Genomic DNA, 23,110 nt, shown 5'->3' on the forward strand with positions numbered 1-23,110 from the left:
CCTGTGTTCCCTAGGGCTTCCCGCCCTCAGGTTCCTCGTAGAGCACCACGGCCTCGCCCTCGATGACCCTCTCCCCCCGCTGGTTCTCGCAGAAGGTGTCCAGGGTAAGGACAAGGCCTCCCTTTTCCCGTTCCCGCACCGCCTTGACCACGGCGGTGGCGGTGATGGTGTCCCCCAGGTAGGTGGGCTTGAGGAAGCGCAGGCTCTGGGAGAGGTAGATGGCCCCCACCCCGGGTAGCCGGGTGCCGATCACCGTGGAGATGAGGCCGGCCACCAGGATACCCTGGGCGATGCGCCGGCCAAAGCGGCTCCTTTGGGCGTAGGCCTCGTCCACGTGCAGGGGGTTGGTATCCCCCACCGCCCCCACGAAAAGGGCCACATGGGCCTCGGAGAGGGTCTGGGTGTAGCTGGCCCTATCCCCCACCTTAAACCTCACCGCGCACCTCCTTTAGAAACTCTCCCAGGATGGTGTTCAAGAGTCCTGGGTTTTCCAGGTTCAGCGAGTGGCCCACCCCCTCGAGGGCAAGGAGCCTCCCCCTGGGAAAGAAAGCTGCCGTGGCCTCCGCCATGGCCCGGGTGACGAGGGGATCCAGGGTGCCATAGACCACCAGGACCGGCCCGGGGTAGGCCCTTTCCAGCCGCCAGGCTGCCAGGGCCCGGGCGTTGCCCTGGAAGTGGGCGGGGTGCATGCCTTGTGCCTTGACCACCAGCTCGGGGAACCACGGGGGCCTGCGGGTGGGGGCCATGGCGGCCAGGGCCTGGGCCAGGGCCTCCCGGTTGTGGCGGTAGCCTTCCAGGATGGGGTAGTAGGCCTCCGGGGTCTGCAGCCCCGAGGGCGGGGCGGAGTTAAGGAGGACCAGGGCCGGGGTCTTTTCCGTGGCCGCCTCCATGGCCACTGCGCCCCCCAGGGAGTGGCCCACCAGGACGGCTTCTTCAGCCCCTTTTTCCCGCAGGAAGTCCCTCAGGGCCCGGGCGTAGGCGGGGATGGAGGGGACGAACTCCTCGGGGGCGGGGCTTTCCCCGAAGCCGGGAAGGTCGGGGGCCAGGAGCCAGGCTCCCTCGGGAGGGTCTTCCAGGAGCTCCCGCCACCACTCCTTGCAGGCGAAGTTGCCGTGGACCAGGGCCACCGGGGTTCCGCTGCCGCTTTCCAAGTGGCTAAGCATACACTTCCTCCAAAAACCCCCTCACGGCCTGGGCGAAGGCCGAGGGGGCCTCCAAGGGGGCCGCGTGCCCTGTGGGGAGGGCCTGTAGCCGGGCCCCCAGGGCCTCGGCCAGGGCCTGGGCGTAGGGCTTGGGGAATAGCACGTCCTCCTCCCCGTAAAGCACCAGGGCGGGCAGGGTCAGGCCGCGGAGGTAGGGCCTGAGGTCCTCGAGGCTGAGAAACCCGAAAAGCAGCCTTTCCTGAGCCTTCTCGTCCGGAGCCTGGGCCATTAGGGGGCCAAGGCCCTCCTCCCGCAAAAGCTCAGGGTGGGCGTTGAGGAAGCGGGCCCCGAAAACCCAGGGCAGGGCTACCCTAAGGCGCAAGGGAGTGCCCCCGGCCTTTAGGGCGTGCAGCCAGCTCTGCACCTTGGCCCTGAGGGCGGCGTCCAGGTAAGGGGTGGTGCAGCAGAGGACCAAGCCCCGGAAGCGTTTGGGAGCCATAAGGGCTGCTTGTAAGCCCACGATGCCCCCATTGGAGAGGCCCACCAAGGCGGCCTCTTCCCAGCCCAGCTCCCCAAGGAGGCTGAGGAGGTCCTGGGCGTGCGCCTCCGGGGTGTAGGGGCCCTCGGGGGCCTCGCTTTCCCCCTGGCCCCGCATGTCGTAGCGAAGAAGGGTGTAGTCCCCAAGCAGGGGCACCACGGGATCCCAGCTTTCCAGGCGTTGAAAAATTCCGTTGAGAAGCACCACCTTTGGTCCCTCTCCCTCCACGCGGAACCTAAGCCTGGCCATGTTCCGCCTCCCACATCTTTTTCAGGGCCTCCTTTTGCACCTTCCCGGGCCCGGACTTGGGAAGTTCCGGCAAGAGGACGATGTGCTTCGGCACCTTGTATCCGGCCAGCCGCTGCCGGAGAAAGGCGCGGAGGGCTTCGGCCTCCAGGGGTTCCCTAAGGGCCACAAAGGCCACCCCTACCTCGCCCCACCGGGGGTCCGGCACCCCCACCACCGCCGCCTCCCGCACCGCCGGGTGGTCGTAGAGGGCCCGCTCCACCTCCACGGGGTAGACGTTTTCCCCCCCGGAGATGAACATCTCCTTCCTCCGGCCCACGATGTAGAACCTTCCCCCCGCGTCCCGGTAGGCTAGGTCTCCCGTCTTGAGCCAGAGCCTCTCCCCGTCGTAGGCGAAGACCTTTTCGTTTTCCTCAGGGCGGCGGAAGTAGCCCTGCATGACCGCGCTACCCGAGAGCCAAAGCTCCCCGGCCTCGCCCACGCGGGCTTCTTCACCATCCTCCCGCACCAGGCGGGCCTTCAGGTGGGGCATGGGCCGGCCCACGCTCTCGGGGTACGCCTCCGCTTCCTCCAGCTCCAAGGTGAAGCAGTTCACCCCGCATTCCGTGAGGCCGTAGCCCTGCTTGAAGCGCACGCCCTTCCTTTGGAACGCTTCCCTGACCGGGGCCGGGCAGGGGGCTCCCCCGGAGATGGCGAAGCGCACGGAGGAGAGGTCGGCCTCGAGGAAGCCCGGGGTTTCCAGGAGCATCTGGAACATGGTGGGCACCAGGAAGAGGAGGGTAGGGCGGTGGGCCAGGGCGAGGTCCAGGTACTCCTCGGGGCGGAAGCGCTCCTGGATCACCACGCTTCCGCCCAGGTAGAGGAGGGGGGTGGCCAGGGCGTTCAGGGCGGCGTGGAACATGGGGGTGGCCAGGATGTAGCAGTCCTCCCGGGAAAGGCCCCAAGCGAAGGCGGTCTGGACCGCGTTCACCAGGAGCTGGCGGTAGGGGAGGAGGGCCCCCTTGGGCAGGCCGGTGGTGCCCCCGGTGAAGAGGAGGAGGACGGGGTCCTCCAGGCCCACCCGTGTGGCCTCCGGGGCCTCCCCGCCTTCCTGGAGGGCTTCGAGGGGAAGGGCCTCCCGGTCCAAGGCCTGGGCCGTCTCCTGGAAGCCCTCCCCGTAGAAGAGGAGCCTAGGCTCGGTGTAGGCGTGGAGGGCCTTTAGCTCGCCCAGGCTCAGCCGGTGGTTGAAGGGGGTGAGGACGTGGCCCAGGAGGGGCCCGGCGAAGAGGAGGTCCAGGTAAGCGGGGTGGTTCCAGGCGAGGAGGCCCACCCGGTCCCCCCGGACCACGCCTCGGTCTGCCAGGAAGCCCGCCGCCCTTCGGGCTCTCCGGTAGACCTCGGCGTAGGTGAGCCAGCGGCCCCGGAACCAGAGGGCCCGGCGTTCCGGATGGTAGGCGGCAAGCCGGCCCAGCCAGTTGGGCTCAAGCATAGAGCCTCCCTTCCAGGCGGAGGACCGCCGCGGCGTAGAAGTACCCCACCCCTGCCGCCGCCAAGGCCACCAGGCCTCCTTCCCGCAGGAGCCCCCTTTCCCAAGCCAGCTTCAGGGAGAGGACGGGGTCCAGCTGGCCCAGGTGGCCGAAGCGCTCCAGGTACACGGACTGTTCCTCCCGCAGGCCCAGGCCTTCTAGCACCGCTCGGTGGGCGGAGCGCTTCATGTGCAGGAGGGCCAGGTAGTCCAGGTCGGCCTCCGTGTAGCCTGCCTCCTCCAGGGCCTCCCGCACCACCGCCAGGAAGGTGGGGATGGAGGTGGCGTCCAGCCGCACCTTCATGGCCTCGGGGTCCTCCACCCGTAGGCGGTACCCGTCCAGGTTCTCCGGGGTAAAGGGGTGGCGGGTGCCCCCCACGGGCACCTTGACCGCCAGGGCCAGGCTGGGGTCCATGCGGTGGGCGAGGCCCAAAAGCCTGAGCCCCGGCCCTTCCCGGGTGAGGACCATGGCCCCACCCCCCGCCGCCAGGTCGTAGAGGAAGCGGGTGTGGGGGTCCTGGTAGTCCACCAGGTCGCCGTTGCGGTAGCCCCCCGCCACCAGGACTACCCTTACCTCCTTGCGGGTGGCGAAGAGGCCGCGGGCCACCTCTAGGGCCCCCATGAGGGAGGCGCACTTCTGGTTGAGGTCCAGGCCCTTGGCCCGGTGGGCCCCCACCCTGAGGGCCAGATAGGGGGCGGTGGCCCAGACGGGATACTCCTTGTGCTCCTCCACAATGGAGAGCACCCAGTCCACCCGTTCCCCCCTTAGGCCCGCCGCTTCCAGGGCCCTTTCCGCCGCCCAGGCTGCCATTTCTGCGGGATGGTCTTCTGGTCCCGGTACGGGTTTCTCCAGGAGGCCCAGCTTCTCCCGCACCACCTCCGCGGGAAGGTTGGAGAGGGCCGCAAGCTCCTCCGCCCTCAAGCGGCCTTCCGGCAGGTAGACGCCGAGGCTACGCGCGTACATCTGCCCTCAGGGTAGGGGGCGGGCGTTACACTCCCGTTACACTCCCCAAGGGGTTTCCCTTGGGGCAAAATGGGAGAACCATGCCCTACCCGGTGCCCCCCGCGAGGCTCCTCCCTCCCCGCACCGCCAAGGAGGTGCGCCGGGTCCGCCCCCTGCGTCTGGTGGAAGAAGCCTTCCAGAGGAGCCCCGGGGTGGTCCTGGCCGCAGGGGCTGGGTACGGGAAAACCAGCCTGGGCACCGAGCTGGCCGGGGTCTACCTCTCCTTGGACGCGGAGGCCAAGGATCCCGTGGTCCTCCTTTGGCATCTCCTGGCCGCTTACCGGGGGCGCGGGGAGCTGGATGAGGCTGCGGCCCTCTTGGAAACCGGGGCCTGGCCCCGGGCCCTGGAGGCTTTGCTCAGGGGCTTGGAGCCCTTTGGCCCCCACTTCCTGGTCTTGGACGAGGCCCACCGGGCGGAAAGCCCGGGGGTGGTCAAGGCCCTCCAGGGCCTTTTGCGCCTGCCTTCCCTAAGGCTTCTTCTCCTTTCCCGCCGGGCCACTCCCTTTGCCTTCCTCACGGTCTTCTCCGAGCGAGAGCTGGCCTTTGACCCCGAGGAGGCCTGCCTCCTGGCCAAGGCCCTGGCCCCGGAGCTTCCCGCCTTCGAAGTGGAGCGGGCCCTCTCCCTGGTGCGGGGATGGCCCCTGGGCCTCAGGGCGGTCCTCCTGGCCATGAGGCGGGGGCTCCGGCCGGAAGTAGCCCTGGAGAGCGCCGAGGGGCTCCTCCCCTACCTGGCCTACGGCCTTCCCGAGGGCCTCCTGCGGGAGGCCGCCCGGATCGCCCTTTGGGGTGAGGTTGCCGAGGAGGAGGCCCAGGCCCTCCTGCCCTACGCCGAAGACCTCCTGCTGGAGCGGCGGGAGGGCCGGGTTCTCTTCCACCCCCTGATCCGCAACGCCCTCAAGACCCTTCTCCCCGGGTCCGAGGTGCGGAGCGCCCTTTCCCAAGCCGCGGAGGCAGCCCTCGGGCGCGGCGAGGGAGTGCGGGCAGCGGAGTTCCTCTTGGAAGCGGGCAGGCTGGGCCACGCGGCCGATCTCCTCCTGCAGGAGGGGTTCGCCTGGCTGGAAAGGGGCCTTACCTACACCGTGCTGCGCCTGCTGGCCCACCTGCCTGAGGGAATCCGCCAGGGTCGGAGGGGCCTTCTCCTCCTGGAGGCCGAGGCTTTGCGCCAGGCCGGGCGTTACCCGGAGGCGGAGGCTGCTTACCAAAGAGCCCTGGCGGCAGGGGAGGGGCGGGCCTATCTGGGGTTGGTGCGCCTTTTCCTGGATACGGTGGAGCCCGCCCGGGCCCGGCCCTACCTGGAGGAGGCCCTGAGGCGGTTTCCCGAGACGGCCAGGCCCTTCCTGGCGGAAAACCTCCTCAACGAGGGCCGGGTGGCGGAGGCGGAGACCCTGGGCTTTGCGGGGTCCAGGCTCTTGCTGCGGCAGGGAAAGCCGGCAGAGGCCTTGGCTCTCCTCCGGGAGGCTAGAGACCCCGGCTTGCAACGTCCTCCGCAGAACCACCGGGAGGGCAGCCTCCTCAGGGCCCTTTTGGAGTGCGTAGCCGGGGACGCAGGGGAGGGGCTTAGGTGGGCGGAACGAGGCCGCTGGGAGGCCGAGGTTCTAGGGAGTCCCTTCGGCCTCAGCCTGGCCGAGGCCCGCAGGGGGCATGCCCTCCTGGCCCTAGGCCGCCTCGAGGAGGCCCAGGCCGCCTACCGCACGGCCCTGGCCCTGGCCGAAGGGGGGCCTGCCCGCCTTAGGGTGGAGGCCCTGGGGGGCCTAGCCGCTTTGGGGGACCAGGGGGCCTACGGGGAGATGGTCCGCCTGGCCCGGGCTTCCGGGGACCTCTGGGTGGAGGGCTTCCTCACCCTCATGGTGGCGACGGCCTGGCTGCGGCAGGGGAAGGTCTTTCCCCTTCCCGCCCTCCCCTTGCCGGACCCCTTTTTGGGATCCCTGGCTGGAGCTTATCCCTTTGGGGACGGCTGGGAGGGTCTGTTGGAGCGTTACCCCTTCCTGGCCGGTCCCACCCTCTTTGCCCCGCCCTTGTCCCGGGTGCGCCGGGCCCTTTGGCGGTTGGGCCGCCTTGCCCTGCCCTACCACCCCGGCGTGCGGGTGGAGATCCGGGCCCTGGGGGGGTTTGCGGTCTGGGTGGAGGGCCGCCCCGTGCGCTTCCGCCGGGAGAAGGCCCGGCTCCTCCTCGCCCTCCTCACCCTGGGGGACTGGGATAAGGAAGACCTTCGGGAGGCCCTCGAGGTGTCCCCCGGGGAGTTCCGCGTCCTCTGGTGGGAGGTGGTGAGCGCCCTGGAGCCGGACCGTCCCCGAGGGGCGCCCCCCTATTTCCTGCGCACCCGCCCTTACGGCCTTTGCCTCGAGGCCCCCGAGCTCTACCTGGACCTCCTGGACCCCGAGGTCCCCCTGGCCCCCCCTTACCAAGGGCTGGACCACCCCCTTTTGCAGGACCGGTCCCGCTCCTGGACCGAGGAGAGGCGCCTCGCCCTCCTGCAAAGCCCTCGGCCCGAGGACTGGCTTAGGGCCTTTCACCTGGAGCCCCTGGACCGGGAGGCCCTCAGGCGGCTAGAGGCCACCCCCTACTTTCCCGAGGCCTTGAGCCTCCACCAAAGGGCCCTGCGGGAGCTGGGGTTGGAGTCCTGAGGCCCTCTGGGAGGGCCCCTACTCCTCCCCCAGCCGGGCCGCCACCTCCCCCAGGAGGATCAGGGCCTGGAGGCAGCCCGAGGGCGGGGCCTCCAGGGCCCGGAGAAGCAGGGCGGCCTGCCGGGGCTCCAGGGCCGTGAGGAGGGGGAGGAGGTGGGAGCGGGAGAAGAGCTTGGCCGCGGCCCAAAGCTCCCGCTCCCGGGAGGGGTGGCCCTGGGCCTCGCAGGCCCGTCTTAAGAGGGCCTGCGCCCCCAGGAGGAGGGTGGTGAGGTCCCGGGGCAGAAGCTCCACCCCGAGCCCCGCTTCCAGGGCCAGGACCAGGTCCTGGGCGGCCTCGAAGGCCAGCTCGGGAAGCCGGAAGGCCCCCGAGGGCTGGGAGGCGGGGTAGAGGCCGCGGAGGGCCTTTAGGGCCTCCTCGGCCCGCTCCCGGGCCTCGGGGAAGAGGAGGGGCTTGAGGTCCTCCAGGTAGATGTGGAGCTGCCAGAGGAGGAAAAACCCCCGGCGGTAGGCGAAGGCATCCCCCAGGAAGGCGGCCCGGTAACCCTCGGCCACCCCTCCTTCCCCCAGGGCCATCTGGACCGCCAGGGCCGCCTTTAGGGCGGGGTCCGGCCCGGGCACCAGGGCCGCCTGGGCCCGGGTGAGGAGGGCCTGGGCGGCTGGCAGGAGGCCTTTTAGGGCCTTCTGGTCCCCTGCGCGGGCCAGCTCCCGGGCCCGGGCCAGGGTTCCCTCCACCTCGGCGGCCAGGCGGGGATGGGCGGCCAGGCTTCCCGCCCACAGGTCGTGGGCGGCCTGGAGCTCCCCCAGGCCCCTAGGGGACGGGGCCTCGGCCAGGGCCTCGAGGCCCGCCCGCAGGAGCTCGGCGGCGTAGAGGAGCCGCACCGCCTCCTCCTCCGCGAGGAGGAGGGGCTGGCCTAGGGCCGGGGCCAGCAGGAAGGCCAGGAGGCCCGCCCTCATGCCCCCTCCCTTCGGGACTCCCCACCTGCCCGGCCCATGGCCCCTCCCGATGCCCCCATGGTAGGGGCGCCCCTCCCTCCCGCGCCAGGGGCTCGGCCACCTTGCCCGTCCCAGAGGGGGCGAAAGACGCCCCGCCGCGGCCCTGGCCGCGGCGGGGGCTCCCCGGGGCTCCTCAGCGGCTCGGCACCTTTTCCCTCCGGCCCCGGTAAGCCCGCCAGAAGACCACCAGGGCCCCCACCACGTAGATGGAGCTGTAGGTGCCCACCAGGATGCCCACGAAGATGGCCAGGGCGAAGTCCCTGAGGACGCTCCCTCCCAGGAAGAGGAGGGCCAGCACGGGGAGCAGGGTGGTGAGGCTGGTCATCACCGTCCGGGAGAGGGTCTGGTTCACCGAGCGGTTCACCACCTCCACGAAGGGCACCCCCCGCATGAGGCGCAGGTTCTCCCGGATGCGGTCCGAGACCACGATGGAGTCGTTGATGGAATAGCCCACCACCGTGAGCAGGGCGGCGATGGTGGGGATGGAGAACTCCAGCCCGAAGAGGCTGTACATCCCCGCCACGATGGCCACGTCGTGGGCGATGGCGATGAGGGCCGCGGTCCCGAAGGCCAGGTCAAAGCGGAAGGCCATGTAGATGAAGATGAGCCCGAGCCCCACCAGGACCGCCATGAGGGCGTTGCGCCGGAGCTCCGCCCCCACCGCCGGCCCCACGGTCTCCGACTGGAGCACCAAGGCCCCCATCCGCTCGGCAAAGGCGGCCTCCAGGGCGGTCCGGGCCGCGTCCTCCTGGAGGGGCAGCTTCACCATGAACTCCCGGTAGTCCGCCAGGGGGGCCTCCACCCGGGAGATCACCGCCTCCCGCGCCGGGGCCCCTTCCGCCTCCAGGAAGCGCCGGATGCCCTCCACCTCCACCTCGGGCCCGGTGCGGATCAGGTAGGCGGTCCCCCCCGTGAAGTCGATGCTGTAGTTGAAGCCCTTGAGCCCGATGACCCCGCCCGCCAGGAGGGCCAGGAGGAGGCTCAGGGTGGTGATGAGGGGGGCGGGGCGCATGAAGTTGAGGTTGGGCCGCTGGAACCAGGTGGGGAACCGGGGGGTTCCCCGCTCGGCCATCCTCTCCAAGAGGAAACGGCTGAAGACCAGGTTGGAGAACATGGAGGCCAGCACCCCGATGGCCAGGATCACCGCGAAGCCCCGCACGGGTCCGGTGGCGTACTGGTAGAGGGCCGCCGCCGCCAGGAGGTGGGTGATGTTCACGTCCAGGATGGTGACCGTGGAGTGCCGGAAGCCCTCGGCCACCGCCTGGCGGAACCGCTTCCCCGCCCTGAGCTCCTCCTTGATCCGCTCCTGGATGAGGACGTTGCCGTCCACCGCCGCCCCCAGGGTGAGGATGAGGCCGGCGATCCCGGGGAGGGTGAGGGTGGCCCCGAGGCCGGAGAGCAGGCCCAGGATCAGGACCCCGGTGTAGAGGAGGCCCAGGGCCACCACCATCCCCAGGCTCAGGCCGTAGTAGGCGAAGATGAGGAGGAAGATGGCCAGGGTGCCGATGAGGGCGGCGCGGAGGCCCGCCTCGATGGCGTCCTGGCCCAGGGTGGGGCCGATGGCCCGGATCTCCGCCACCTGGAGGGGGACGGGCAGGGCCCCCGAGCGCAGGACCAGGGCGATCTCGCTGGCCTCCTCCAGGCTGGCGAGCCCCTCGATCACCGCCTGCCCGCCGGTGATGGCCTGCCGAATGACGGGGGCGGTGTAGACCTTGCCGTCCAGGACCACCGCCAGCTGCCGGCCGATGTTGGCCCGGGTGACCTCCTCAAAGCGCCTCGCCCCCTCCGGGGTGAAGGTGAGGGAAACCTGGGGGCGGCCGAAGGGGTCGAAGACCGCCCGGGCATCCGCCAGGTCCGCCCCCGTGAGGAGGGGGGGGCCCAGGTCCTCGGGCCGGATCAGGTCCCGCTCCAGATCCTCCCGCCGCAGGCGGGGGTTTTCCCGGAGGGCCTGGTTGATCTGGGCCACGGTGACCCCCGTGGCTCCCTCCCGCAGGATGCGGAACTCCAGCACCGCCCGCTGGCCGATGAGGTTCAAGGCCCGCTCCTGGTCGGCCTGGGAAAGGCCGGGGAGCTCCACCACGATGCGCTTCTGCCCCTCCAGTTGGACCAGGGGCTCGGCCACCCCCAGGGCGTCGATCCGGTTCAAGAGGACGATCCTGGCCTTCTCCAGGTCGTCCAGGGTGGGCTCGGGCACGTCGGCCTCCAGCACCACCCTCAGTCCCCCCTGGAGGTCCAGGCCCAGCCGCACCTTGGGCTCCTCGGGGGCCCAGGGTTTCCACACCACCAAAACCGCCCCTATGAAGGCGGCCAAGAGCAGCAATCCCGTGACTAACCTTCGGTTCACCGAACGCCTCCCAGACGCTTTGCAAACCCCTTTCCTGAAGCCGAGAGAGCCGGTACAGACGGCCGCTTCCCCCCGTGGACCGAAGGCGGGCGGCTAACCCCCTTCCAGCTGCAGCCGCCCGTAGAGGAGGTAGAGGGGGGGGTGGGGCGGGGCCTCGCGTGGGCGGGGCAGGGGGTGGGATGTGGCCCCCGAGGCCTTCCCGGGGAGGGGCTTGGGAGGGGTGGCGTTCAGAAGGGGGGCCTGGGGGCCAAGGCGGTCCTCCTTGATCGCCAGGACCGGGCCCCCGGCCAGCAGGCGGGCCTCCTCCGCCTCCCGGGGGAGGGGCCAGGCGGCGCCCTGCAGGGCCAGGGCCAGGAGGGTCCCGAGGTGGAGGAGGAGCCGCCCCAAGGCCATCTCCCGCTAGGCGGGTACCTCCACCACCTGGAAGGCCTCGAGGACGTCCCCCTCCTGGAAGTCGTCGAAGCCCTCCAGGCCCATCCCGCACTCGTAGCCCTGGGCCACCTCGCGCACGTCCTCCTTGAAGCGCTTGAGGCTAGCGATCCGGCCCTTCCAGACCTCCTGCCCCTTGCGCAGCACCCGCACCTCGGCGCTCCGGGCGATCCTCCCTTGGGTCACCATGCAGCCCGCCACCTGCTTGCCCGTGGGCAGGCGGAAGACGGCCCGCACCTCGGCCCGGCCCAGGACCTCCTCCTTGTACTGTGGCTCCCTCTGCCCCCGCACCATGGCCCGCACCTCGTCGATGAGGTCGTAGATGATGCGGAAGGTCTTGAGGAGGACCCCCTTCTGCTCCGCCGCCTTCCTCACCGAGCCCGCGGGGTTCACCCCGAAGGCCAGGATGGCGGCGTTCGCCGTCTGGGCCAGGAGCACGTCGGACTCGGTGGGGGCCCCCACCTGGGCCAGGAGGACGTTGATCTTCACCTCCCCCGTACCCTCCCTGGCCAGGATGTGCTGGATGGCCTCCAAGGAGCCCTGGGTGTCGGCCCGCAGGATGAGGTGGACCTCCTTCTTCCCCTCCTCCTGCAGGGCCCGGAGGAGGTCGGCCATGGTCCGGGGACGGTGCTCCAGCTCCCTTTCCTCCCGGGCCTTGCGCTCCTCCTTGCGCTCCTCGGCGATCTCCTTGGCGGCCTCGAGGTCGGGCACCCACTCCACCACGTCCCCCGCGTGGGGAAGCTCGCTGAAGCCCAGAACCTGCACCGCGCTGCCCGGCCCCGCCTCCTTGCGCTGGTTGCCGTCCGCGTCCATCATGGCCCGGATGCGGCCAAAGACCTCCCCGGCCACCACGTGGTCCCCCACGCGGAAGGTGCCCTCCTGCACCAGGAGGTTGGCGATGATCCCCGCCTGCTTGTCCAGCCGGGACTCCAGGATCACCCCCCGGGGCTCGGCCTGGGGGTCCGCCCGGTAGTCCTCCAGCTCGGCGAGGAGGAGGATCATCTCCAAAAGGTCCTGCACCCCCTGGCCCGTCTTGGCGCTGATGGGCACGAGGACAGCGTCCCCGCCGTACTCCTCGGGCACGAAGCCCCGCTCCATGAGCTGGCGCTTCACCCTTTCGGGATCCGCCTGGGGCAGGTCCATCTTGTTGAGGGCGAAGACCAGCTTGGCCCCCGCGGCCTGGGCGTGGGCGATGGCCTCCTCCGTCTGGGGCATGACCCCGTCGTCGGCGGCGATGACGATGACGGCGATGTCCGCCACCCGGGCCCCCCGCTGCCTTATGGTGGTGAAGGCCTCGTGGCCCGGGGTGTCGATGAAGACCACGGTTCCCTGGGGGGTCTTCACCTCAAAGGCCCCCACGTGCTGGGTGATCCCCCCGGCCTCCTTCTCGGCGATGCGGCTTTTGCGCAGGTAGTCCAGGAGGGTGGTCTTCCCGTGGTCCACGTGGCCCATGATGACCACCACGGGCGGACGCCGGGGCAGGGCTTTCCTGCGCTCCTCCTCCGCCTGCTTCTCCTGTAGCCCCCGCTGCTCCTTTATGAGTTCCCGCACCGCCTCCGCGTCCTCCTCGGAGAGGGTGGAGGCGTGGGACTTGTAGGCCACCCCCATCTGGGAGAGGAGCTCCAGGAGCTCGTCGTTTCCCATGCCCAGCTCTTTAGCCAGCTGGTAGATGCGTATTTTGGCCATCCCTACCTCCTAAAAGGGCCGCCAGGGCCTCCGCCAAAGCCCGGGCGCGGCTACCGGCAAAGCGCCTCAGCTTCTTCTCTTGCCAGCACTCCGGGCGGTCGGGGCAGACGTAGGCCCCCCGGCCCGGAAGCTTGCCCGTGGGATCGATCCGGAACCCGTCCGCGGTGAGGAGGAAGCGCAAAAGCTCCCCCTTGGGCCGCCTTTTGCGGCAGGCCACGCACATGCGGATGGGGGTGCGCCGCATCAGGTGACGTCCTTGAAGAGCCGCTCGAACTCTTCCTTGGCCCGGCTTGCCGCTTCCGCCTCCTCCTGAGCCGCCTTGCGGATGGCCTCGTCCAGGTCCGAGATCTCCGCCTCCTCGAAGTGGATGTCGTAGCCGGTGAGCTTGGAGGCCAGGCGCACGTTCTGCCCCCCGGTGCCGATGGCCAGGGAGTGCTGGTCCTTGGTGACCTTGACCCGGGCCTTCCTCCCCTCGGGGTCCAGCTCGATGGAGCCCACCTGGGCGGGGGAGAGGGCGTTCTTGATGAAGTCCCTGGGGTCCTTGGCCCAGAGGATGATGTCCACCTTCTCCCGGCCCAGCTCGGCGGAGACCGCCTGGATGCGCTGCCCCTTGTGGCCGATGCAGGCCCCGATGGGGTCCACGTTGGGGTTGTGGCTGGTCACCGCCACCTTGCTGCGGCGGCCGGGCTCGCGGGCGATGGCCTTGATCTCCACGATGCCCTCGGCGATCTCCGGCACCTCCTGCCTCAGGAGGTGCTCCAGGAGCCGCTCGTGGGCCCGGCTCACCAGGAGGGAGGGGCCTTTGGCCGAGCGGTCCACCTTTTTCAGGTAGACCTTGAGGCGCTGCCCGGGGTAGTAGCGCTCCGTGGGGATCTGCTCCCCCTTGGGCAGGTAGGCCTCCCCCCGGCCCAGCTCCACGAAGACGTTCCCCCGGTTGTCCACCCGGGTCACCACCCCGGTGAGGACCTGGCCTTCCTTGTCCTTGTACTCGTTGTAGATGCGGTTGCGCTCCGACTCCTTGAGGCGCTGGGTGAGGATCTGCCTCAGGTCCTGGATGGCCATGCGGGAAAGGCCCTCGGGGTCGATGGGGAACTCCATCTCGTCCCCAAGCTGCACCTCCGGGTCGTACTGCAGGGCCTCGGCGAGGGCGATCTCCTTGTCGGGGTCCTCCACCTTCTCCACCACGGTGCGGACCTCGACCATCTCGATGCGGCCCGTCTGGGGGTCGATGTAGACGTCCACCACCGGGCCCTTGCCCTCCTCCACCTCCTCCTTGCGGTAGCCCTTTTGCCGCTTGATGTAGGCCTTGCGCAGGGCCTCCTTGAAGGCTTCCAGGACCTCCTCGCTGCTCACCCCTCGCTCCAGGGCCAGGTGCTGCATGGCGTCCACAAACTCCCGGTTCATCCCTATCCCCCTTCTCACCTGGGCTCCGCCGGCCATTCGGCCAGGTAGGCGCGGAAGGTGCCCAGGGCCAGGCGCTTCTCCTCGGCCCCCACCAGGAAGACCACCTCCTCCCCCTCCAGGCGGAGGATGCGGCCGGTGAAGCCCCCGGGCCCCGGCACCTTGGCCTTGAGGCCCTGGAAGCGCTCGAAGTGGCGGCGGGTGAAGAGGGGGCGCCTGGGCCCGGGGGACTCCACCAGGAGGCGGTAGGGGCCGGGGATGGGGTCCTCCCGGTCCAAGGCGGCCTCTACGGCCCGGCTCGCCCGCTCCAGGTCGGCCACGCGGATGGGCCTCTCGTCCTTGCGCTCCAGGCGCACCAGGACCTCCCCCGGGGCCTGCCTGACCTCCAGGACCTCGAGGTCCAAAGGCGCCACCGCCTCTTCCACCAACCGCCAAAGCTTCACGGACACCTCCTGAGCCTCCCCTCACAAAGGAAGGGTGGGCTTACACCCACCCCCCTCCCTTGGGAGCACTGGCCCCAGTCTACACCCAAGACCCCCTTGACCACAACCCCTTTAGCCGGGTAGACTCAAGGATGCCGGTCCCATCCCGGCCTGGCCACACGGGGGTGAACGGTCTCGACGGGGGTCGCCGAGGGCAGGCCGGCGCGCCGGGGTGCGGGTGGCCCCGGAAAAACCCGCAAGCCAACAAAGGCCAACAAGCCTGCTTACGCGCTCGCGGCCTAGTGCCCGCGACCTCGCCCGGAAGCCCTGCCGGGGGCTCGTCGGCGCGGGGACACCAAACCCGGCTAGCCGTGGGCGACGCCCCGTAGCCTGCGGCGAAGCGTAGCGGGGCTTGCCCCTGGCCGCCCGTCCGCGGGCCAATCCAGGGGGACACCCCAAACGCGGACTACGCGCGTAGAAGGCCGCCGTAGGGACTCTCGGACGGGGGTTCGACTCCCCCCACCTCCACCAGAAGGGCGCCCCCAAGGGCGCCCCTTCCCTTTTCCGTGGGGTGGGGGGCTCTTCGCCGGGTATCCATCGTGGCCCATCCCACGGTAGGGGCTCCGGGGGGGCCGTGAGCCCTCCCTTTCGCCCTCACCGGGGCTGTGCATCGGCGTTTAGACCTGCTAAAGTGGGCTTGGTGCCGCCTGGCACCTCCTTCGGGGCGGGGTGGAAGTCCCCACCGGCGGTGAAAGCCCGCGAAGCCCCCCAGGGGGCCCGACCCGGTGGAACTCCGGGGCCGACGGTGACAGTCCGGATGGGAGAAGGAGGGCCTTTGCGAGAGCTGGACGAGCGCTTCCTCCGTAGAGCCCTGCAGCTGGCGGAACGGGCCAGGGGTCACACCCACCCCAACCCCCTGGTGGGGGCGGTCCTGGTGCGGGAGGGCCGGGTGGTGGGGGAGGGCTACCACCCCCGGGCCGGGGAGGCCCACGCGGAGGTCCTCGCCCTGAGCCAGGCGGGGGAGCTGGCCCGGGGGGCCACGGCCTACGTCTCCCTGGAGCCCTGCGCCCACTTCGGCCGCACCCCTCCCTGCTCCCTGGCCCTGCTGCAGGCGGGGGTGGCCCGGGTGGTGGTGGCGGCCCGGGAGGAGAACCCCCTGGCCCAGGGGGGCTTGGAGCGGCTCCGGGCGGCGGGGGTGGCGGTGGAGGCCGGGCTCCTCGAGGCCGAGGCCCGGGCGCAGAACGAGGTGTTCTTCCACGTCCAGAAGACGGGCCGGCCCTTCGTCCTCCTCAAGGCGGCCCTGACCCTGGACGGGAAGGCCGCTGCCCCGAGCGGGGACGCCCGCTGGGTCTCCTCGGAGGCGAGCCGCCGGGTGGCCCAGGCCTACCGCCAGGGGCTCCCCGCGGTGGCCGTGGGGGTGGGGACCGTCCTCCAGGACGACCCCGCCCTCACGGTGCGGGAGCCCGACTTCCGCCCCTTCCCCCTCATGCTGGAGCCCCCCCCCTTGCGGGACCCGGCGAAGGTGGTCCTGGACACCGAGGCCCGCACTCCCCCCACCGCCCGCCTCTTCCGGCCCGGTCCCCGGGGGGAGCCCGCCCGGGTCTACCTGCTGGTGGGAAAAGGGGCCCCCAAGGAGCGGCTCGCCGCCTTGGAGCGGGCGGGGGCCCGGGTGGTGGAGCTCCCCCGGGAGGGGGGGAGGGTGAGCCTGGAGGGGGCCCTGGGCTTCCTCCTGGAGGAGGGGCTGGACGGGGTGCTCCTGGAGGCAGGGCCCACCCTGGCGGGGGCCTTCCTGGCCCGGGGCCTGGTGGACAAGCTGGCCCTCTTCCTGGCCCCGAAGCTTTTGGGGGAGGGCCGGGGGCTGGCGGAAGGCCTGGCGGTGGAGCGGGTGGCGGAGGCCCGGAAGCTCCGCCTGACGCGCCGGGAGTGGCTGGAAGAGGACCTTTGGCTGGAGGGGTACCTGGAGGTCTAGGTGTTCACGGGTTTGGTAGAGGAAACGGGCGAGATCGTCAGGGTGGAGGAGGGTCCCTTCCTGAGGGTCAGGATTGCCGCCAAGGAGGCGCTCGCGGACCTGAAGGTGGGGGACTCGGTGGCGGTGGACGGGGCCTGCCTCACCGCGGTGGCGGTGGACGGGGAGGGTTTTGAGGTGGAGCTGGCCCGGGAGACCCTGGCCCGCACCGCCCCCACCTGGCGGGTAGGGCACCGCCCCAACCTGGAGCGGGCCCTCCGGGTAGGGGACCGTTTGGGGGGCCACTTCGTCACCGGGCACGTGGACGGGGTGGCGGAGCTTCTGGCCATCGAGGAGGCCCCGGGGGCGCGGAACTACTTCTTTCGTCCCCCCAAGGGCTACGCCCGCTACCTCGCCGAGAAGGGGAGCGTGGCCCTGAACGGGGTCTCCCTCACGGTGGCGGGCCTTAAGGGGGAGGCCTTCTTCGTCACCCTCATCCCTCATACCCTGAGGGTCACCAACCTGGGCCGCCTGCGGCCTGGGGACGGGGTGAACCTGGAGGTGGACCTCATCGCCCGCTACCTGGAAAGGCTCCTTAAGGGGGGGTGAATGGAGGATCTGGCCAGCGTTGGGGAACTTCTGGAGGAGCTGCGCCAGGGCCGCCCGGTGATCCTGGTGGACGACGAGGACCGGGAGAACGAGGGCGACCTGATCATGGCCGCGGAGCACGCCACCCCGGAGTGGGTGAACTTCATGCTCCGGGAGTGCCGGGGCCTCCTCTGCGTGGCCCTGCCCGAGGAAAGGGCTAAGGCCCTGGACCTCCCCCTCATGGTGGAGCGCAACCAGGACCCCCAGGGCACCCGCTTCACCGTGAGCGTGGACGCCCGGGGCACCACCACGGGGATCTCCGCCTTCGAGCGGGCGGCCACCATAAGGCTCCTGGCGGACCCCGAGGCGGGACCCCAGGACTTCCGCCGCCCGGGGCACGTCTTCCCCCTGATGGCCCGGCCCGGAGGGGTCCTGCGGCGGGCCGGCCACACCGAGGCCACCGTGGACCTCCTGCGCCTCGCCGGCCTCACCCCGGTGGGGAGCCTCATCGAGATCCTCAAGGAGGACGGCACCATGGCCCGCCTGCCGGATCTCCTGGACTTCGCCCGGAAGCACGGCCTCAAGGTGGGCACCATCGCCGACCTCATCCGCTACCGCCTGGAGAAGGGGGACCGTTACGTGCGCCGGGAGGCCGAGGCCCTCCTGCCCACCCGCTTCGGGGAGTTCCGGGTCCTGGCCTACCGGGACGCCCTCACCGGGGAGGAGCACGCCGCCTTGGTGATGGGCCGTTGGGAGGCAGAGGAGCCCGTCCTGGTGCGCATGCACTCCGAGTGCCTCACGGGGGACGCCCTCCACTCCTTGCGCTGCGACTGCGGCTTCCAGCGGGACCTGGCCCTGGAGCGGATCGCCCAGGAGGGGAAGGGGGTCTTGGTCTACCTCCGCCAGGAGGGGCGGGGGATCGGCCTGGTCAACAAGATCCGCGCCTACGCGCTGCAGGATGGGGGCCTGGACACCGTGGAGGCCAACCTGGCCCTGGGCTTTCCCCCGGACCTCCGGGACTACGGGGTGGGGGCCCAGATCCTCTACGACCTGGGGGTGCGCCGGATGCGCCTCCTCACCAACAACCCCCGCAAGGTGCGGGCTCTTTCCGGCTTCGGCATCGCCATCGTGGAGCGCCTCCCCTTGCGGGCCGGGGACAACCCCTTCAACGAGCGCTACCTTCAGGCCAAGAAGGAGAAGCTGGGGCACTGGATGGACTGAGGCCCCCCCGCGCGGACCGGGGGGCGGGGCCCTTTGGGGAGCCCGGCTACGGCGGGATGGCCCCGCCTTGGGCTAGCATGGGGGCATGCTCTGGGCCCTGCGGGGGGCGGTGCTCCTCTTCCTGCTCCTGGCCTTCCTGGACCCCAGGTGGCCCGCGCCCGCCCGGGTGGTCTACCTCCTGGACTTCTCCCCCTCGGCTCGGGAGGGGGTTTTCGCCGTGGCGGGGAGCCTGCCCCGGGACGGGATCTACGTGGCCTTTGCCGAGCGGGCGGTGCGCCTGCCCGCCCCCACCGCCCGCAGGCTGGACCTGGGGGAGGGGACGGACCTGAGGGCCGCCTTCCGGGAGGCGGAGGCCCTGGGGGCCCAGCGGGTGGTCCTGGTCTCCGACGGGCTCCTGGAGCCCGTGCCCCCGCCCTTTCCCCTGGACGCGGTCCACGTCCCCCCCAGTCCCCAGGTGGCGGTGCGCCTCGTCCCCCCGCCCTACCCCCTCTACGGGGAGACCGTGGGGGTGGGGGTGGTCCTGGAGGCTCCCGTGCCCGCCGAGGCCCGGCTAAGGGTGGAGGGCCCGGGGGGCATCCTGGAGCGCTCCCTGCGGGTGGAGGGCCGGCGGAGCCTGGTCTACGCCTTTTCCCTTACCGGGGAGGCCCGGGTGCGGGCCCGGGTGGAGGGGGAGTGGGGGGTGAGGGAGGCGGAGGTCCGCCTGGCCCCCGCGGACCGGGGCCGGGCCCTGGTCCTGGGGGATCCGGCCCTGGCCCGCTACCTGGAGGCCCAGGGCTTCCAGGTGGAGGAAGGCCCCTTCCGCCTGCCCCTGGAGGCCGACCTGGTGGCGGTGGGCCTGGGGGTGGCCGACCTGCCGGAGGGGGCGGTGGAGGCCCTCAGGGCCTACCTCCACCGGGGCGGGGGCCTCCTCTTCACCGCCACCCCCAAGGGCCTCTTCTTCGGCGGTTGGGACCGCTTCCTGGCCGAGGACCTCCCCCTCAAGCCCCTAAACCGCCGGGGGGCGGCCCTGGTCCTGGTCCTGGACGTTTCGGGGAGCATGGCGGAGGAGCGCCGCCTGGAGATGGCGGTGCAGGGGGCCTTGAGCCTGGTGCGCTCCGCCTCCGAGGACGACTACCTGGGGGTGGTCCTCTTCAGCAGCGAGGCCCGCTGGCTCTTCCCCCCCCGGCCCATGACCCCCCAGGGGCGGCGGGAAGCGGAAAGCCTCCTCCTCTCCCTCCGCCCGGGCGGGGGGACGATCCTGGGCCCCGCCTACCGGGAGGCGGTCCTGGCCCTCCAGGACCTCCCCGTGGAGCGCAAGGAGATCCTGGTCCTCTCCGACGGCATCATCTACGACCCTCCCGAGCCCATCCTGGAGCTCGCCCGCACCTCGGGGATGCGCACCAGCACCCTGGCCCTGGGGGCGGGGGCGGACCAGGCCTTCCTGGAGACCCTGGCCCGGGCCGGGGGCGGGACCTACTACTTCGCCCCCGTGCCCCAGGACCTGCCCCGCCTCTTCCTTCAGGAAGGGGAGCGCCTCTTCGCGGGGGAGGAGGTGGAAGGCGCCTTTCCCCTGGAGGCCCGCCCCCACCCCCTCACGGAGGGCTTCCTCCCCCCGCCCGCCCGGGTCCTCCTCCCCGCCCGGGCCGAGCCCTGGGCGGAGGTGCTCCTCTGGAGCGGGGAGCGGGCGGTGCTGGCGGTGGGGGAGCGGGGGGAGGGCCGGGTGGCGGCCCTGGCCACGGACCTCTCCCGCTCCTGGGGGGAGTGGGAGGCGGCGGCGGGGTTTCTGGGGGGGCTGGCCCGGTACCTGATGGGCAGCCGACGGGCCCTGGCCCTGTACGCCTACCCTGAGGCAGGGGGAGTGCAGGTGGCGGTCCTGGGGGATCTGGAGGCCCCGGTGGCCCTGGCGGGCGGGCGGGAAACCCCCCTGGTGCCCGTGGCCCCCGGGCGGTTCGAGGCCCGGCTCCCGGGGGAGGGGGTGCTCCTGGACCGCGGGCGGCGGGTGCCCCTCGCCCTGCCCCCCGCCGGGGAATGGGCCCCGGTGGACGGGCGCGCGGTCCTCCGCGCCCTGGCGGAGGGGAGCGGGGGTCGGCTCCTCACCCCCGAGGAGCTGGGAGGGCCTGTGGCCGCCCCCTTGGGCCTCCGCCCCTATCTCCTGGCCCTGGCCCTGGCCCTTTTCCTCCTGGAGCGCCTCCTGGAGGCCCGGGCCTCCCGGCCCCGGGGGGCGGTTTAGCGCCTAGCCCCAGGCGGCCTCCACCCGCCCCCGGGCCTCCTTCGGGGCCCTGGCCCCGATGGCGAAGAGGGCGGTGCGCATCTCCTGAAGGTAGTCCCCGAGGAAGGCCTGGACGGCTCCGGGTCCCTCCAGGGCGGGCCGCAGAAGAGGCCTCGCCGCCGCCACCAAGTCGGCCCCCAGGGCCAGGGCCTTCACCGCGTCCGTGCCCGTGTAGACCCCCCCGGAGGCGATGAGGGGGATCTCGGGGAGGACCTCCCGCACCTCCCTTATGGCCCTGGCCGTGGGGATGCCGATCTCGCAAAGCTCCGGGTGGCGCACCTCCCCATAGCGCACCCACTCCTCCACCCGGGCCCAGCTGGTCCCCCCGGCCCCGGCCACGTCCAAGGCCGCCAGGGGAAGGCCCTTGAGGGCCAAGGCCGCCTCCCGGGAAAGCCCGTGCCCCACCTCCTTCACCAGGACGGGGAAGGGGAGGGGAAGGAGCGCTGCCAGGCGCTCCAGAAGCCCCCGGAAGTCCGTGTCCCCCCGCTGCACCGCCTCCTGCAGGGGGTTCACGTGGAGGGCCAGGGCGTCCGCCTCCAGCATCTCCACCAGCCGCAGGAGGTCCTCCCGCCCGTAGCGCCGGAGCTGGGCCAGGCCCAGGTTGGCGATGAGGAGAACTTTGGGGGCCACCTTGCGCACCCGGAAGCTCCTTAGGGCCTCGGGCCGTTCCAGGACGATGCGCCCCGAGCCCAGCATCATCCCCACCCCCAGGGCCTCGGCCGCCTCCGCCAGGGCCAGGTTGATCCGCTCCCCGTTTTCCTCCCCCCCGGTCATGGCCCCGATGAGGAAGGGGGCCTTCAGGACCTTGCCCAAGAAGGGGGTGGTGAGGTCCACCTCCTCTAGGGCCAAGCCCGCCAGGGCCTGGTAGCGGAGGCGGTACCCTTCAAAGCCCGTGGTGGTCCTCTGGTAGGCCACCTCCCCCTGGAGGCAGGCCTCCAGGTGCTTGCGCTTCCTCTCCTGGATGTTCAAGCCCGGGCCTCCAGGAGGGCCTTGGGGGCCCGCTCCAGCCCCAGGTCGTGGGCGATGAGCCGGGCGGTCATCTTGGCGGACATCATCACGCTGGGCAGGCCCGCCCCCGGCTGGTAGCTCTGGCCCACCAGGTAGAGGCCCTTGACGTCTTCCGAGCGGTTCCTGGGCCGGAAGGAGGCCGTCTGCCAGAGCACGGGTTCGGGGCCAAAGGCGTTCCCCAGGTGGCTGTTGAGGGTCCACTGGAAGTAGTCCGGGGTGATGAAGTGGGTGTAGACCAGGCGGTCCCTGAGCCCGGGGAGGTAGCCCGCCTCGTCCAGATACCCCAGGGCCTTTTCCAGGTAGCGGGGGCCGAGCTCCCGCCAGTCCAGGCCGCTCCCGTTGTGGGGCACGGGCACCAGGGTGTAGGCGGCGTGGTGCCCCGGGGGGGCCAGGGAGGGGTCGGTGAGGGTGGGGAGGTGGAGGTAGTGGGCGAAGTCCTCGGGGAGGACCTTGCGGATGAAGATGTCCCTTAGAAGCCCCTCGTAGCGCTCGGAGAGGAGGACGTTGTGGTGGCGGAGCTTTTCCCCCTCGTCCCCCCGGGCGCGGAAGCCGAAGTAGGCCACGAAGAGGCTCATGGAAAGCCGGGTGCGCCCAAGCCGCCAGTCCCCGTGCCAAAGGCGGTCCTCCGGGGCCAGGAGCTCCCCGTAGGTGTGCACGTAGTCCGCGTTGGAGACCACCAGGTCGGCGTCCAGGCGCTCCCCGTCTTCCAGCACCACCCCCACCACCCGGCCCTTCCGGGTGAGGATGCGGCGCACGGGGGCGCGGTAGCGGATCCTGCCCCCCAGCTCCTCCAGCTTCCGCACCAGCCCCCGCACCAGGGCTCCCGTCCCCCCCATGGCGAAGTGCACCCCCCAGTTCCGCTCCACGAAGTGGATCATGGCGTAGATGGCGGGGACGGATAGGGGGTTCCCCCCGATGAGGAGGCTTTCAAAGGAGAAGACCCGGCGCATCTTGGGGTTCTGGAAGTACTTCTTCACGAAGGAGAAGAGGGGGCGGACCGCGTCCAGCCTGAGGAGGTCCGGGGCCACCCGGAGGAGGTCCCAAAAGCTCCCGAAGTGGGTGAAGCCAAGCTCGAGGAAGCCCCGCTGGAAGATGGCCCGGGCGTCCTTCTCGAAGCGGAGGTAGCCCTCGAGGTCCTCTGGGGCCAGGCGGCGGATCTCCCCGAGGAGGTGTTCCCGGTCGTCGTTGTAGTCGAAGTGGGTGCCGTCCGGGAAGTGGATGCGGTAGAAGGGGTCTAAGGGGACGATCTCCACGTACCGGGGGGTGTGCCGGAGGCCCCCCTCTTGGGGAAAGTCGGGGTAGAGCCGGGGCTCCCCCGGGCGGGTGGCGAAGAGGTCTTCCAGGAACTGGGGCACGGTGATCACCGTGGGCCCCATGTCAAAGGTAAAGCCCTCGGCCCGGTGCACCCGGGCCCTTCCCCCGGGGCCCTCCAGCTTCTCCAGGACCAGGACCTCGAGGCCCATGGCCGCCAGGCGTATGGCGGCGGAAAGGCCGCCCACGCCGCTTCCGATGACGATGGCTCGCATGGGGAGCAGTCTACCAGGGGCCGTTCCCCGAGGAGTTAGGCCCTGCCCACACTGCCCCCTCGGGGGGCCTCGGCCCGGGCGGGGCACGGGGCAGGGCCGCGGCCCCCTCCCGGGGCACCTGGTCCCCGGCGAACGGGCGGGGGGCCCTGCCTCAGGGGGAGGCAAGGCCGGGCCCCCAGGGGTTTTAAGTACCCCGTCGTGGCTTGCGCCACGACGGGGGCCCCGGAAAGCCCAGGGAAAAG

19 protein-coding genes, 1 other RNA gene and 1 riboswitch are annotated in these 23,110 nt (G+C 71.3%); of the genes, 6 read left to right on the top strand and 14 right to left on the bottom strand.

Going from position 1 to position 23,110, the window contains the following annotated elements; genetic code table 11:
- Positions 1–10: 10 nt before the first annotated feature.
- The 5 genes from ETP66_RS02665 to ETP66_RS02685 are packed head-to-tail and all read right to left on the bottom strand — an operon-like array spanning position 11 to position 4,394.
- Positions 11–436 carry a MaoC family dehydratase gene (locus tag ETP66_RS02665; RefSeq protein WP_130840353.1) on the bottom strand — a complete coding sequence of 142 codons (426 nt, stop codon included), beginning with the start codon at positions 434–436 and terminating at the stop codon, positions 11–13.
- Positions 426–1,163, bottom strand: coding sequence for an alpha/beta fold hydrolase (locus ETP66_RS02670; RefSeq protein WP_130840355.1), 738 nt, complete (start codon positions 1,161–1,163; stop codon positions 426–428). The genes ETP66_RS02665 and ETP66_RS02670 overlap by 11 nt, the downstream gene beginning before the upstream one ends.
- Entirely contained in the window at positions 1,156–1,929 is a 774-nt protein-coding gene (locus tag ETP66_RS02675; protein ID WP_130840357.1) for an alpha/beta fold hydrolase, read from the bottom strand. The genes ETP66_RS02670 and ETP66_RS02675 overlap by 8 nt, the downstream gene beginning before the upstream one ends.
- Positions 1,916–3,394, bottom strand: coding sequence for a class I adenylate-forming enzyme family protein (locus ETP66_RS02680; protein ID WP_130840359.1), 1,479 nt, complete (start codon positions 3,392–3,394; stop codon positions 1,916–1,918). The genes ETP66_RS02675 and ETP66_RS02680 overlap by 14 nt, the downstream gene beginning before the upstream one ends.
- Positions 3,387–4,394 (bottom strand): 3-oxoacyl-ACP synthase, encoded by a 1,008-nt coding sequence (locus tag ETP66_RS02685; protein ID WP_130840361.1) that lies wholly within the window; start codon positions 4,392–4,394, stop codon positions 3,387–3,389. Before ETP66_RS02685 ends, ETP66_RS02680 begins: the two co-directional genes overlap by 8 nt.
- 80 nt (positions 4,395–4,474) lie before the next feature.
- On the opposite strand from ETP66_RS02685, the gene ETP66_RS02690 reads away from it, so the two are divergent.
- A complete protein-coding gene (locus ETP66_RS02690) occupies positions 4,475–7,057 on the top strand; it encodes a MalT transcriptional regulator family protein (protein WP_130840363.1) in 2,583 nt (860 codons plus the stop codon).
- Positions 7,058–7,075: 18 nt separating this feature from the next.
- Here ETP66_RS02690 and ETP66_RS12365 read toward each other — a convergent pair whose 3' ends face one another.
- The 7 genes from ETP66_RS12365 to rimP form a co-directional block, all read right to left on the bottom strand.
- Positions 7,076–8,011 carry a hypothetical protein gene (locus tag ETP66_RS12365; protein WP_130840365.1) on the bottom strand — a complete coding sequence of 312 codons (936 nt, stop codon included), beginning with the start codon at positions 8,009–8,011 and terminating at the stop codon, positions 7,076–7,078.
- A gap of 172 nt (positions 8,012–8,183) precedes the next feature.
- Positions 8,184–10,394 carry a protein translocase subunit SecD gene (secD, locus tag ETP66_RS02700; RefSeq protein WP_130840367.1) on the bottom strand — a complete coding sequence of 737 codons (2,211 nt, stop codon included), beginning with the start codon at positions 10,392–10,394 and terminating at the stop codon, positions 8,184–8,186.
- Between the two features lie 93 nt (positions 10,395–10,487).
- Positions 10,488–10,787, bottom strand: coding sequence for a hypothetical protein (locus tag ETP66_RS02705; protein WP_130840369.1), 300 nt, complete (start codon positions 10,785–10,787; stop codon positions 10,488–10,490).
- 6 nt (positions 10,788–10,793) lie between these two features.
- Positions 10,794–12,509 (bottom strand): translation initiation factor IF-2, encoded by a 1,716-nt coding sequence (gene infB / locus ETP66_RS02710; protein ID WP_130840371.1) that lies wholly within the window; start codon positions 12,507–12,509, stop codon positions 10,794–10,796.
- Positions 12,478–12,753: a YlxR family protein gene (locus ETP66_RS02715; protein WP_130840373.1), complete on the bottom strand. Its 276-nt coding sequence runs from the start codon at positions 12,751–12,753 to the stop codon at positions 12,478–12,480. Before ETP66_RS02715 ends, infB begins: the two co-directional genes overlap by 32 nt.
- Positions 12,753–13,913, bottom strand: coding sequence for a transcription termination factor NusA (gene nusA / locus ETP66_RS02720; RefSeq protein WP_130840375.1), 1,161 nt, complete (start codon positions 13,911–13,913; stop codon positions 12,753–12,755). Before nusA ends, ETP66_RS02715 begins: the two co-directional genes overlap by 1 nt.
- Before the next feature lie 14 nt (positions 13,914–13,927).
- Complete coding sequence (gene rimP / locus ETP66_RS02725; protein WP_130840377.1) at positions 13,928–14,353, bottom strand: ribosome maturation factor RimP; 426 nt, start codon at positions 14,351–14,353, stop codon at positions 13,928–13,930.
- 160 nt (positions 14,354–14,513) lie between these two features.
- Between rimP and ssrA the strand changes: the two genes are divergently transcribed.
- From ssrA to ETP66_RS02750, 5 genes are all read left to right on the top strand, one after another.
- Positions 14,514–14,863, top strand: a transfer-messenger RNA (tmRNA) gene (gene ssrA / locus ETP66_RS02730).
- 180 nt (positions 14,864–15,043) lie between these two features.
- A riboswitch (FMN riboswitch) is annotated at positions 15,044–15,165 on the top strand.
- Positions 15,166–15,167: 2 nt separating this feature from the next.
- A complete protein-coding gene (ribD, locus tag ETP66_RS02735) occupies positions 15,168–16,301 on the top strand; it encodes a bifunctional diaminohydroxyphosphoribosylaminopyrimidine deaminase/5-amino-6-(5-phosphoribosylamino)uracil reductase RibD (protein WP_130840378.1) in 1,134 nt (377 codons plus the stop codon).
- The gene (locus ETP66_RS02740) at positions 16,302–16,886 is read left to right on the top strand and encodes a riboflavin synthase (protein ID WP_130840380.1); all 585 of its coding nucleotides are present in this window, start codon (positions 16,302–16,304) and stop codon (positions 16,884–16,886) included.
- Positions 16,887–18,086, top strand: a complete 1,200-nt coding sequence (locus tag ETP66_RS02745) for a bifunctional 3,4-dihydroxy-2-butanone-4-phosphate synthase/GTP cyclohydrolase II (protein ID WP_130840382.1) — start codon at positions 16,887–16,889, stop codon at positions 18,084–18,086.
- 85 nt (positions 18,087–18,171) lie between these two features.
- On the top strand, positions 18,172–20,295 hold the full coding sequence (locus ETP66_RS02750; protein ID WP_130840384.1) for a vWA domain-containing protein: 2,124 nt from the start codon (positions 18,172–18,174) through the stop codon (positions 20,293–20,295).
- A 3-nt stretch (positions 20,296–20,298) separates the two neighbouring features.
- Here ETP66_RS02750 and fni read toward each other — a convergent pair whose 3' ends face one another.
- Complete coding sequence (gene fni / locus ETP66_RS02755; RefSeq protein WP_130840386.1) at positions 20,299–21,303, bottom strand: type 2 isopentenyl-diphosphate Delta-isomerase; 1,005 nt, start codon at positions 21,301–21,303, stop codon at positions 20,299–20,301.
- Positions 21,300–22,868, bottom strand: coding sequence for a phytoene desaturase family protein (gene crtI / locus ETP66_RS02760; RefSeq protein ID WP_130840388.1), 1,569 nt, complete (start codon positions 22,866–22,868; stop codon positions 21,300–21,302). The genes fni and crtI overlap by 4 nt, the downstream gene beginning before the upstream one ends.
- Positions 22,869–23,110: the final 242 nt, after the last annotated feature.

Origin of the sequence: Thermus thermamylovorans, assembly GCF_004307015.1 — a bacterium.
GTDB classification, from domain to species: Bacteria; Deinococcota; Deinococci; order Deinococcales; family Thermaceae; genus Thermus; species Thermus thermamylovorans.